The organism is Geodermatophilus sp. SYSU D00700 (assembly GCF_054050255.1).
The window spans coordinates 65,705-77,321 of sequence record NZ_JBJGZA010000015.1; the positions used below are offsets into that span (position 1 = coordinate 65,705).

The window sequence follows — 11,617 nt, forward strand, 5'->3', positions numbered from 1 at the left end:
CTCAGCCGCGCGGGGCCGCCGGCTGCCGGTCGAGCAGCAGCCCCTCGAGGTCGGCGACACCCACGCCGGCCAGCGTGTCCCGCAGCACCAGGCCCGGCGCGGGCGCCAGCGGCTGCAGCGACGGGACCCCGAGCACGGCGCAGCCGGCGGCCAGGCCCGCGGCGACCCCGGACGCGGAGTCCTCGACGACCACGCAGCCGGCGGGGTCGACACCGAGCGCCGCGGCGGCCTGCAGGTAGGGCGCCGGGTCGGGCTTGCGGGCGGGCACCTCGTCGCCGCAGACGGTCAGGTCGAAGGGCGGCACGTCGAGATCGCGGACCAGCTGCGCGATGACCAGGTCGGCGAGGCGGCGCGGCGTCGTCGTCACCAGGGCGGTGGGCAGGGCCGCCGCGCGGACCTCCCGGAGCAGCTCACGGGCACCGGGGCGCCAGGACACCTCCGCCGCCAGCAGCCCGGCGACGACGTCCTCGACCCAGGCGGCGTCGGCCTGCCACCCGGCCGCGCGGTCGAGGCCGAGGTCGGCGTACACCAGCTCCATCGAGGTGCGCATGCTGGTGCCGACGATGGCCTCGCGAGCGGCAGGGCTCAGCTCACCGCCCAGGCGGCGGGCGAGGGCGAACAGCGCCGTCCCCCAGTGCTGCTCGGTCTCCACGAGCGTGCCGTCCATGTCGAACAGGACGGCGGCGAGGTCGTCGGGCATGCGATCGGCGGTTCCCTCGGTCGGGCGGCTCCCGGCTGCCCGGCGGGCACGCAGCGGGAACGGTCTCGGACACGGTCACGGCCACGCCGCGCGCGCCGCGGGCCCGTCGTCGGGCCCGGTGCCGGCGGGCACGGTGGATGGCCACCGGTCCCCAGTGTCCCAGCCGGCCGCGCCCCCGCGCCGCCGTCGACCCCGCGTGAGACGAGGCTCGCACCGGCCGGTCAGGGACGTGGCCCGGCGGGGGGCGGTGCCGCGGGGCGGGCGTCCGCGACGGCCTCGTCCACGGTCGCGAACACCGCGGGGCGCTCGCGCTCGGCCAGGGCCCGGCGCAGGACGTCGCGCACCTGCCCGACGGGGTGCACGACGGCCAGGGCCACGCCGGCGCGGGCCAGGTCCTCGTGCAGTCCGAGAACGCCGAGCGGGGGTTCGTCGACCCGGTCATCTCGGCCGAGACCGCCGCGGCGGGCCTCGCGCTGTACCGCCGGAACCGCGGTGACCGGGATGGTCTACACGCACTCCCACGGCGACCGCTTCGGCGGGGTCCGCGGCGTGCTGCCCGACGGCGCCAGTGGCGTCCCGATCCTCGCCCCGGCGGGCTGCCTGGAGCCCGCGGTGTCGGAGAACGTCTACGCCGGCCGCGCCATGCCGAGGCGCGGCGCCGGTCCGACCGGTCAGACGAGCACCGGCCTGGGCATCGCCGGGTCCACCGGCACGCCGGGGCTGCTCGCACCCACCGTGGACGTCACCCGCACCGGCGCTCATCCAGCCGACCGACCCCCGGTCGGCCGCCGACGCGGACCTGGAGGTCACCCTCACGAGGGCCCAGCTGCTCGGTGTCCTGGCCGGACACGGCCTCGAGGGCACCAAGCACGTGGGCGATCCGGCGGCGTGGACACGGCTCCAGGACTGCCTCACCGCACCCGACCGGGCCTTCCCCGTCGTGACGCCCTGACCCGGCCGCCGGCCCGGACGTGACACCGGCCTCCGACGGGTGTACAACGTGAGTGAGTACTCACTCACCTCGCTGTCCCCTGTTGGAGGAGAAGCACCATGCCAGCGGCTCCGGCCTCCCCGTCCACCACCACGCCCACCTCCACGACCTCACTGCGCACCACCGCGCTGCGTCGGACCTTCGGCCCCGTCGTGGCCGTCGACGACCTGACCCTGACGCTGCCCGCCGGCGGCGTGGTCGGCCTGGTCGGCCCCAACGGTTCCGGCAAGTCCACCCTGATCCGCATGCTGCTCGGGCTGGTCCGCCCGAGCGGGGGCACCGGCGAGGTCCTCGGCGAGCCGATCACCGACCCGACGGCCTACGCCGGCCGGGTCGGCGCGCTGATCGAGAGCCCCGCCTTCGTGCCCGGGATCTCCGCGCGGGCCAACCTCGTGTCCCTCGCCCGCCTGCGCGGGGTGCCCACCGGCCGGGTGGACGAGGTGCTCGACGTCGTCGGCCTCCTCGGCCGCGACCGGGAGCCGGTCCGGCGCTTCTCCCTGGGCATGAAGCAGCGCCTGGGCATCGCGGCCGCGCTCCTGCCCGACCCCGCCCTGCTGGTCCTCGACGAGCCGACCAACGGCCTCGACCCCGCGGGCATCGTCGAGATCCGGGCCCTGCTCCAGCGGCTGGGCCGGTCCGGCCGCACGGTGGTCGTGTCCTCGCACCTGCTCTCGGAGATCGAGAGCATCTGCACCCACCTGGTCGTCATCCGCTTCGGCGTCCTGCTCTACAACGGGACCGTCGCCGACCTGCTGGCCCGCGCCGCGACGCACGTCGACGTCGCCCCCGAGCACGTGGCCGACACCGAGCGGCTCGGCGGCGTCCTCGCCCGGGCCGGGTGGGACGTCTCCGCGGCGGCGCCCGGCCGGCTGCGCGTGTCCACCGACACCGACGCCGCGGCGGCGGTCAACCGGGCCGCCGCCGCGGCCGGCATCACCCTGCGCGCCCTGACCGTCACGCGCGACAGTCTCGAGTCGGTCTTCCTCGCGATGACCGGCAGCGACGACGGCGAGCTGGCCGCCTCCCGCGCGGCAACCGCGGAGGGGTCCCGGTGACCGCCGTCGTCCGCAGCGAGCTGGTCCGGCTCCGCCGGCGCAGCATCCTGGTCGGCTGGCTCGGCCTCACGGCGCTGTTCACCGTGCTGGTCGACTTGGTGGTGTTCCAGGTCGTCGAGCCGGGCGCGCCCCCGGCCGAGAACGGGCCCGGCGTCACGTTCCCCAGCGCCGCCGAGCTGCTCAGCAGCGAGGGGATCGTCGCGGGCCTCGGCGCCGCCTCGTCCTTCTCCGGCGTCATCGCCCTCGCCTTCTGGGCGCTGGCCTCGGCGTCGGACTGGTCGACCGGCCTGGTGCGGGTCCTCGCCGCCGCCGAACCCCGCCGCTGGCGCCTGCTCGCCGGCAAGTGGGTCGCCCTGGCGATCACCACCGCCGGCGCGACGCTCACCGCCGTCCTGGTCAACCTCCTGGTGGCGCCGGTCGCCGCCTCCGCGGGCGGGTACGAGCCCACCGCCTGGGGCGACGACGTGGTCTCCGTCGTGCTCGGCGCGGCCGTGAACCTGTACCTGTCCCTGCTGGTCTGGGGCACGATCGGCCTGGCCCTGGCCACCGTCACCCGGTCGGCCGGGATCGCCATCGGCATCGGCGTCGGGTACGTCCTGCTGGTCGAGGCGGTCCTCACCGTGGCCGTCGAGTCCCTCCGCGAGTGGCTGCCGGGCACGACGATCACCGCCCTCGCCCAGGGCGGCACGGCCGACCTCGCCTACAGTGGCGCCCTGGGGCTGGGCCTCGCCTACGTCGTCGTCGCGGCCGCCGCCTCACTCGCCGTCTTCCGGCGCCGTGACATCACCGACTGACCCCGTCCGGCGCCGCACCGCCGACCCGGGAGCCCTGACCATGCCGCGCGGCGCCGACACCCGGGCAGCCCTGATCCGGGCCGCGACCGAGCTCGTCGCCGAGGTGGGATACCACGACGCCACGACCCGGGCCATCGCCGAACGCGCCGGGGTGGCCGAGGGCTCGATCTACCGCCACTTCCCCGACAAGCGGGCGCTGTTCGTCGCCGCGGCCCTCGAGGGCCAGCGGGGGCCGGCCGAGTGGCTGGCCGACCTGCCCGCCCGCGCCGGGGACCGGCCGGTGGCCGACGTCCTCACCGAGGTCCTCGTCGAGCTCTCCCGGCTGCGGGAGGCCGTCGTCCCCCTGGAGCTGGCCATGGCGGCCACCCCCGAGCTGCAGCGGCAGCTGGCGGGAACCGCGCTCGAGGAGGCGATCGCGGCGCGGGGCGGCCCTCCGCAGCTGCTCGCCGACTACCTGCGCGCCGAGCGCGACCTCGGCCGCGTGCGTGCCGACCTCGACCCGACGCGCACGGCGGTGGTCCTGCTCGCCACCCTCTTCGGCGTGCAGACCAGCCCGCTGGCGGCCCCGGGCGGCCTCGACGAGCGCGGCATCCGCGAGGTCGTCACCCTGTTCGTCGACGGGATCGCCCCGCGGGCGCCGTCCTCCCCCGACGCCGGGTCCCGCTAGGACGGCGGCTCCCCCGCCAAGGCCCGGGCCCAGCCGCCGGGGTCCCGGACGGGGTGGCCGTGCACCGGCACGACCAGCGCCGGCTCGAGCCCGGCGAGACGGCGCCGGGAGCGCCGCACCGCTGCGGGGTCGTGGTGCAGCGACGCCGGCAGGTGCAGCCACCGCGGGCGGCGGGGGTCGCGGGACAGGTTGACCGGGCCGTCGCCCACCACGAGGGTGCGGTCGGCCTCCCGCCACAGCGCGATGGTGCCCGGGCTGTGACCGGGGACCTCGACGACCCGGAAGGACCCCACGGCGTCCCCCTCGCGCAGCCGCCGGTCGACCGGTGCCCGCTCGGGGTCGGCCAGCCGGGCCACGGCCCGCCCGACCCGGCTGGTCACGGTGTCGATGCGCCCGGACTCGAAGCGGTCGGCGTCGCCGTGGCCCATCTCCAGCCGGGTGCCCAGGGTGGCGCACAGCCAGGCGGTCGACCCGAGGTGGTCGGCGTGCGCGTGGGTGACGACGTGCGCGGCGACGTCACGCCCGCGCAGCAGGGCCGCGAGCCGGCGCCGCGACCAGCGCACCCCGGAGTCGACGACCACGTCGTCGACCACGACCAGGTTGAGCCACGGCCCGGGCACCGTCGGGCCGGACCAGACGCCGTCGGCGAGCTGCCGGAGCTGCGCGGGCACCGGCCGAGTCTGGCGCACCCCGGGCCGGGGTGGCGGGCCGGGGATCCCCACGGGCCAGGGATCCCCACGGGCGCGAGGGACCCCGGCCGGCGCCGAGGCTGGCACCGGTGACCCCGCCCCGGAGAGGACCCGGCCATGGCCAACGACCACCTAATCCCCGCCGCCCGCCGCGTCGGACGGCTGTTCCACCCCGACGACGTCCGGGCCGAGGACCGCGGGATCGCCGACGGCGAGGACGCGCTGTGGCCGGTCGAGGCCGACTTCTCCCTCGACGGGGCCACCGAGTGGCTCAACTCGCCCCCACTGACCGGCGCGGACCTGCGCGGCCGGGTCGTCATGGTCAACTTCTGGACCTTCACCTGCATCAACTGGCTGCGCCAGCTGCCCTGGGTCCGCGCGTGGGAGGAGGCCTGGCGCGGCTCGGGGCTGGTCGTGGTCGGCGTGCACTCGCCGGAGTTCTCCTTCGAGCACGACGTCGACCACGTCCGCCGCGCGGTGCAGGACCGGTCGATCCGCTACCCCGTCGCCGTCGACGACCACTTCGCCGTGTGGCGCTCCTTCCACAACCACTTCTGGCCGGCGCTGTACCTGGTCGGCGCCGACGGGCGGCTGCGCCACCACGCCTTCGGCGAGGGCGGCTACGAGGACACCGAGGCCATCGTCCGGCAGCTGCTCACCGAGGCCGGCGCCGGCGACCTCGGCCCCGAGCCGGTGCCGGTCGACGCCCGCGGCATCGAGGCCCCCGCCGACTGGGACACCCTGCGCTCCGCGGAGACCTACCTCGGCTACGACCGCACCACCGGCTTCGCCTCCCCCGGCCGGCTGGTCGCCGACCGGCCGCACGCCTACACCGCGCCGTCCCACCTGCGCACCGGGCACTGGGCGCTGACCGGCGGCTGGACCATCGGCCGCGAGGCGGCGGTGGCCGAGGAGGCCGGCGCGCGGCTGAGCTGCCGCTTCCACGCCCGCGACCTGCACCTGGTGGTCGCGCCGCCGGCCGGGGCCGCCGCGCGGTTCCGGCTGTCGCTCGACGGCCGCCCGCCCGGTGCCGACGCCGGGGACGACGTGGACGCCTCCGGAGAGGGCGAGGTCACCGGCCCGCGCCTGTACCAGCTGGTGCGCCAGCACGGCGCGGTCGGGAGTCGCACGGTCGAGATCGAGTTCGCCGACCCCGCCGTCGGGGTCTACGCGTTCACGTTCGGCTGACCCGCCGCCGGCCGGGCACCGCCCGCGGACCGGCCCCCGTGCGCCGGCCCGCGGGCGGTCAGCTCCCGACTGCGACCGCGCGGCGTCGGGCGCGGCGCAGGACCACCGCGCCGACCCCGGCCGCCACGGCGACGCCGATCACCACGCCGGTGCCGTTGCCGTCGGCCGGCATCTGCGTGGCCGGCGGGCAGGCGGCGTCGGCCGTGCGCGCGGCCAGGTTGGTGCCGCCCAGGTGCCACATCGGCCCGCCGCCGCCGGTCACGGTCACGGCGAACACGCCGTGCCGGACGCCCGGGTCGAAGGTGGTCGGCTGCGGGCTGCCGTACCCGGTGGGCGTGACCCGGTTGGCCGGGCCGACCGGGATCTCCACCGGCGCGCCGGTGCGGTTGTCGTAGCCGAACACCGCCGTCCAGCTGCCGTCGTCGTGCCGGACGACGCAGTCGACGACCGGGACGACGTCGGGCGGCGCCGAGCGGTTCGGCGCCGCGCCGGCCACCCCCGGCGCGAGGACGACGACGGCGCCGACCGCGGCGGCCGCGGCCGACCGCGCGAGGCGGGACCGGCCGCGGCGGGCCGGCGGGGTGCTGCTCATGGGGCGCGGGGTCCTGTCGTCCGGGCGGGCGGCTGTCCTGACACCGGACCATCGGCAGCCGGCCGGGCCGCTGCAGCCGGACGGCGGGCGACCACCCGCCCGGGTGAGGACTACTCGAAGCGCACCGGCTGGCCGGTGGCCTCCAGCACCGACAGCCACAGGTCGCCCAGCGGGTCGACGTGGTTGCGGCGGCTGACCGCCAGCGGCATGGGGATGTGCACGAACCGGCGCCGCCGGCGGGCGACGATCACCTCGGTGCGCCCGGCCATCGCCGCGTGCACCGCGGCGTGCGCCAGGCGCAGGCAGTAGGCGCTGTCGTAGGGGTTGGCCGGCACGCTGCGGATGGCGTAGCTCGGGTCGAAGTAGCGGACGTTGTTCTCCACCCCGGCCTTGTCCAGGTGCTCGCAGACCAGCCGGCGCAGCAGCCGGCCGATGTCGCCCAGCCGCACGTTGCCCGACGCATCCCGCCCGGGCTCCTCCTCGCCGATGTGCTCCTGGCCGGCGCCCTCGGCGACCACCACGACGGCGTGCCCGCGGTCCTCGACCCGGCGGCGCAGGTGCTCGAGGAAGCCGCGCTCGCCGTGCAGCGCGAAGGGCACCTCGGGGATGAGCACGTAGTCGGCGTCGTCCTTGGCCAGCACCGAGTAGCAGGCGATGAAGCCGGAGTGCCGGCCCATCAGCTTGACCAGCCCCACCCCGCCGGGCGCCGACCGCGCCTCGACGCTGGCCGCGTGGATGGACTTGGTGGCCTCGGCCATGGCGGTCTGGAAGCCGAAGCTCTGGTCGATGTAGGGGATGTCGTTGTCGATGGTCTTCGGGATCCCGACCACGGCCACCTTCAGGCCGCGCTCGCCGATCACCCGCACGACCTCCATGGCGCCGCGGATGGTGCCGTCCCCGCCGACGACGAACAGGATGTTGATGTTGAGCCGCTCGAGGGCGTCGACGATCTCCTCGGGGTCCTGCACGCCCCGGGAGGTGCCGAGGATGGTGCCGCCCTCGTCGTCGATGTGCTGGACGACCTCGGGGGTGAGGTCGACGACGTCCTCGCCGTAGTGCGGGATGAAGCCGCGGTAGCCGTTGCGGAAGCCGACGATGCGCCGCACGCCGTAGTGCCGGCTCAGCTCCAGCACCAGCCCGCGGATGACGTCGTTGAGGCCCGGGCACAGCCCGCCGCAGGTGACGATGCCGACCCGGGTCTTGGCCGGGTCGAAGTAGATGCGCTTGCGCGGGCCGCCGGGCTCGAGGCTGGGCAGCTGCTCGACCGGCAGCCCGCGGGCGCCGGCCATGGAGATGGTGTCGTCGAAGAGGATCCGGTCCTCCTCCACCACCGAGTGCTGCGTCGTCTCGCGCGAGGCGAGCCGCTCGGCCAGCGGCGAGTCGATGCGGCACGGACCGAGCGTCCGCACGGCGAGGTCCTCGTGTCCGATCACAGGTGCAACGGTTCCACACCGGTGCCGCGGCGCTGCGCGCGGCACCCCGGTCATCAGGACGTCATGTCGAATCCGTGACCGTGCGGCCGTCCGCACCGTCCAGTGCCCGACCCTGCGCTGCGGGGCGAGGTCGGGCACCGGGCGGTGGGGACGGCGTCAGTCGACGAGGTCGAGCGCGGCGCCGACCAGCGAGTCGACGTCGAGGCCGTGGTACCGGTACACGCTGTCGAGGTCGCCGCTCTGCCCGAAGCGGGTGACGCCCAGGTGCGTGGCCGGCACGCTCCGCACGCCGGCGAGGAAGGCCAGTGTGTGCGGGTGGCCGTCGAGCACGGTGAGCAGCGGGGTGGCCCGGTCGGCGGGCAGCACGGTGTCGAGCACCCAGGGCGCGGCCTCGTCCAGGCCGCGGCGGGCCTGCGCGGCGCGGAACAGCAGGCCGGGGCTGGTCACCACCACCACGTCGGCGGGGAACCCGAGCCCGTCGAGGCGCTCGGCGGCGGCCAGGGCCTCGGGGACGACGGCGCCCATCGCGGCCACGGTCACCGCCGGGCGCGGCACCCGGCGCAGCGGGTAGGCGCCGGCCACCACCTGGCGACGGCGGCGCTCCCGGGCGGCGGGGTCGGCCGGGACGGCGGCCAGCGCCTGGTCGACCGGGCGGGTGGACAGCCGCAGGTAGGCCGACTGCCCGCCGGGGCGGCCCATCTGCCCGAGCGCGGCGAGCAGGCACCACTCGGCGTCCAGCGCGAACGCCGGCTCGTAGGAGAGGCAGCCAGGCTGCTCCAGGCCGATCGACGGCGTGGTGATCGACTGGTGCGCGCCGCCCTCGGGCGCCAGCGTCACCCCCGACGGGGTGCCCACCAGCAGCGACTGCCCGCCGGCGTAGACGGTGAACGACCACGGCTCCAGCGCCCGCCCGACGAAGGGGTCGTAGAGCACGCCGATCGGCAGCAGCGGCTGGCCCCAGCGGGACCAGGTGGCGCCCAGCTCGCCGATGGCGCCGACCAGGTTGGTCTCGGCGATGCCGAGCTCGACGTGCTGGCCGGAGGGCCGCTCGCGCCAGTGCAGGATCGTCTCGGGGTCGTCGGCGAACCAGTTGCGCCGGTCCTCGTGCGACCAGACGCCGACCTTGTTCACCCAGCCGCCGAGGTTGGTCGAGCTCGACACGTCGGGGCTGACGGTGACCACCCGCCGGCCCACCCCGGGCGCGGCGCGGTTGAGGTCGAGCAGCGTGCGGCCCAGCGCCGCCTGGGTGGTGGCCGTGCCGTGGGGGGTGCGGCCGAGGTCGGCCGGGACGTCGGGCGCCGCGGCCTGCTCCGGCGGGGTGCGGGCCAGCCGCTCGGCGGCGGCGGCGAGCAGCCGCGCCGGCGCGCTGCCGGCCGGGAAGCCGGCCCAGGGGTCGGCCGGGTCGACGCCGACGCGCGCGGCCAGCTCGCCCAACTGCGCCTCGGTGAGCAGCGCCGAGTGGTTCTGCGGGTGGCCCTCGGTGGCCAGGCCGTAGCCCTTGAGCGTGTAGGCGATGACGACGGTGGGGCGGGTGTCGTCGATCTGCGCGAAGGCCTCCCGCAGCGCGGCCAGGTCGTGCCCGCCGAGGTTGCGCACCGCGGCCACCAGGGCGTCGTCGGGCACGTCGGCGATCAGCGCGGCGACCGCGTCGGCGCCGGGCTCCTCCCCCGGCAGGTGGGCGCGCAGCTCGGCCGGCGCGCGGCGGACCATCCGCTGGTACTCGGCGTTGCTCATGCCGTCGATCCGGGCGCGCAGCGCCGGCCCGCCGGGACGGGTGAACAGCTCCTCGAGCAGCCGGCCGTACTTGACGGTGAGCACCTGCCAGCCGGCCGCGGCGAACATCCCCTGCAGCCGGGGGACGCCCATGGTGGGGACGACGCGGTCCAGCGACTGCCGGTTGAGGTCGACCACCCACACGACCTCGCCGAGCTCGGCGACCATCGGGTCGAGCACGGCCTCCCACACCGCGCCCTCGTCGAGCTCGGCGTCGCCGACCAGCGACCACTGCCGCCCGGTGCCGCCGGCGCCGAACTGGGTGTTGACGTAGCGGCGGGCCAGCGCGCCCCAGATCGGCGCGGTGGCGCCGATGCCGACCGAGCCGGTGGAGTAGTCCGCCGGCACCGGGTCCTTGAGCCGCGAGGGGTAGGACTGCAGGCCGCCGAACTGGCGCAGCGTGGTCAGCCAGGAGGCGTCGAGCTGCCCGAGCAGGAACTCCAGGGCGTGCAGCACCGGGCTGGCGTGCGGCTTGACCGACACCCGGTCGTCGGCGCGCAACTGCTCCAGCCACAGCGCGGTCATGATCGTCACCATCGAGGCGCTGGAGGCCTGGTGGCCGCCGACCTTGAGACCCGACGGGTTCGGGCGCACCCGGTTGGCGTGGTCGACGACCGCGGTGGCCAGCCACAGCACGCGCTGCTCGATCTCGCGCAGGGCGGCGTCGTCGGCGCCGGTGGCGGGCGGCCGCGGGGCGGCGAGCGTCATCGGACTCCTGTCGGGCGTCGGTGGGGGGACCACAGGATGGCGCGTGCCCGTGGTCCGCCCGTGGCGAGGTCCTGCGTGCCACCCTGCCCTGCCACGACCGGACCGTCGCCCGAGGAGGCCGGCAGCCGATGACCGCACCCGACCGCGAGGAGCTGCTCCGCTCGCTGTACCGGGCCTTCACCGTCCGCGACCTCGACACCGTGCTCGGAGCGATGAGCCCCGACGTCGACTGGCCCAACGGCTGGGAGGGCGGCCGGGTGCACGGGCACGACGGCGTCCGGGCCTACTGGGAGCGCCAGTGGGCGCAGGTCCGGCCCTCGGTCCGGCCCACCGCCGTCCGCGAGCGCCCCGACGGCTCCGTGGAGGTCACCGTCGCGCAGGTGTTCCGCGACCCGGGCGGGGCGGTGCTGTCGCGGGAGACGGTCCGCCACGTGTACCGGTTCACCGCCGGCGACCTGGTGGCCCGGATGGACGTCGAGGCGTAGGCGCGCCGGGAGGTCCCGACACGCCCGGTGTCCGTGCGACCCTGCTGGGTATCGGACCGCCGTCCCCGGAGGACGCCGACCATGACCGACCCCGACCGCGACGAGGTCATCCGGTCGCTGTACCGGGCCTACAGCGCGCACGACCTGGACGGGGTGCTCGCCGTGCTCAGCCCCGACGTCGACTGGCCCAACGCCTGGGAGGGCGGCCGGGTGCACGGACGGGACGCCGTCCGGGCCTACTGGGAGCGCCAGTGGCAGCACATCCGCCCCTCCGCCCGGCCGACCACCATCCGGGAGCGCCCCGACGGCGCGGTCGAGGTCACCGTCGCCCTCGTCGTCCGCGACCCGGCCGGCACCCTGCTGTCGCGGACCACCGTCCGCCACGTCTACCGCCTCGCCGGCGGGCTGGTGCAGCGCATGGACGTCCGGTACGAGCGGTAGGGCGTGTCTGACGGACCCATGCCGACGGGAGCGACGTCCAGGTGGAGGCTCCGCAAGGCCGAGGGGCCGCCGGATACCGGGGTTGTATCCGGCGGCCCCTC

General features: G+C 76.5%; 13 protein-coding genes. 7 read left to right on the plus strand and 6 right to left on the minus strand.

Annotation, left to right across the window (positions count from 1 at the left end; genetic code table 11):
* Position 1: 1 nt before the first annotated feature.
* Positions 2–700: an HAD family hydrolase gene (locus tag ACI79V_RS13140; RefSeq protein ID WP_456889904.1), complete on the minus strand. Its 699-nt coding sequence runs from the start codon at positions 698–700 to the stop codon at positions 2–4.
* A 221-nt stretch (positions 701–921) separates the two neighbouring features.
* Entirely contained in the window at positions 922–1,077 is a 156-nt protein-coding gene (locus ACI79V_RS13145; RefSeq protein ID WP_456889907.1) for a hypothetical protein, read from the minus strand.
* 191 nt (positions 1,078–1,268) lie between these two features.
* Between ACI79V_RS13145 and ACI79V_RS13150 the strand changes: the two genes are divergently transcribed.
* From ACI79V_RS13150 to ACI79V_RS13165, 4 genes are all read left to right on the plus strand, one after another.
* Entirely contained in the window at positions 1,269–1,652 is a 384-nt protein-coding gene (locus ACI79V_RS13150; protein ID WP_456889909.1) for an alkyl sulfatase C-terminal domain-containing protein, read from the plus strand.
* A gap of 98 nt (positions 1,653–1,750) precedes the next feature.
* Positions 1,751–2,746, plus strand: a complete 996-nt coding sequence (locus ACI79V_RS13155) for an ABC transporter ATP-binding protein (protein ID WP_456889911.1) — start codon at positions 1,751–1,753, stop codon at positions 2,744–2,746.
* Positions 2,743–3,540: a hypothetical protein gene (locus tag ACI79V_RS13160; RefSeq protein WP_456889913.1), complete on the plus strand. Its 798-nt coding sequence runs from the start codon at positions 2,743–2,745 to the stop codon at positions 3,538–3,540. The genes ACI79V_RS13155 and ACI79V_RS13160 overlap by 4 nt, the downstream gene beginning before the upstream one ends.
* Positions 3,541–3,580: 40 nt before the next feature.
* Positions 3,581–4,207, plus strand: a complete 627-nt coding sequence (locus ACI79V_RS13165) for a TetR/AcrR family transcriptional regulator (RefSeq protein ID WP_456889915.1) — start codon at positions 3,581–3,583, stop codon at positions 4,205–4,207.
* Here the strand turns inward: ACI79V_RS13165 and ACI79V_RS13170 are convergent.
* On the minus strand, positions 4,204–4,878 hold the full coding sequence (locus tag ACI79V_RS13170) for an MBL fold metallo-hydrolase (RefSeq protein WP_456889916.1): 675 nt from the start codon (positions 4,876–4,878) through the stop codon (positions 4,204–4,206). The two genes, ACI79V_RS13165 and ACI79V_RS13170, sit on opposite strands and share 4 nt — an antisense overlap.
* A 135-nt stretch (positions 4,879–5,013) precedes the next feature.
* Between ACI79V_RS13170 and ACI79V_RS13175 the strand changes: the two genes are divergently transcribed.
* Positions 5,014–6,084 (plus strand): redoxin domain-containing protein, encoded by a 1,071-nt coding sequence (locus ACI79V_RS13175; RefSeq protein ID WP_456889918.1) that lies wholly within the window; start codon positions 5,014–5,016, stop codon positions 6,082–6,084.
* A 58-nt stretch (positions 6,085–6,142) separates the two neighbouring features.
* On the opposite strand, the gene ACI79V_RS13180 is transcribed toward ACI79V_RS13175, so the two are convergent.
* From ACI79V_RS13180 to ACI79V_RS13190, 3 genes are all read right to left on the minus strand, one after another.
* Complete coding sequence (locus ACI79V_RS13180; RefSeq protein ID WP_456889920.1) at positions 6,143–6,676, minus strand: hypothetical protein; 534 nt, start codon at positions 6,674–6,676, stop codon at positions 6,143–6,145.
* A gap of 110 nt (positions 6,677–6,786) precedes the next feature.
* Positions 6,787–8,109, minus strand: coding sequence for an ATP-dependent 6-phosphofructokinase (locus tag ACI79V_RS13185; RefSeq protein WP_456889921.1), 1,323 nt, complete (start codon positions 8,107–8,109; stop codon positions 6,787–6,789).
* A 156-nt stretch (positions 8,110–8,265) separates the two neighbouring features.
* Complete coding sequence (locus ACI79V_RS13190) at positions 8,266–10,590, minus strand: transketolase-like TK C-terminal-containing protein (RefSeq protein WP_456889923.1); 2,325 nt, start codon at positions 10,588–10,590, stop codon at positions 8,266–8,268.
* 128 nt (positions 10,591–10,718) lie between these two features.
* On the opposite strand from ACI79V_RS13190, the gene ACI79V_RS13195 reads away from it, so the two are divergent.
* Positions 10,719–11,075, plus strand: a complete 357-nt coding sequence (locus ACI79V_RS13195) for a nuclear transport factor 2 family protein (RefSeq protein ID WP_456889925.1) — start codon at positions 10,719–10,721, stop codon at positions 11,073–11,075.
* Between the two features lie 81 nt (positions 11,076–11,156).
* A complete protein-coding gene (locus ACI79V_RS13200; protein ID WP_456873300.1) occupies positions 11,157–11,516 on the plus strand; it encodes a nuclear transport factor 2 family protein in 360 nt (119 codons plus the stop codon).
* Positions 11,517–11,617 lie beyond the last annotated feature (101 nt).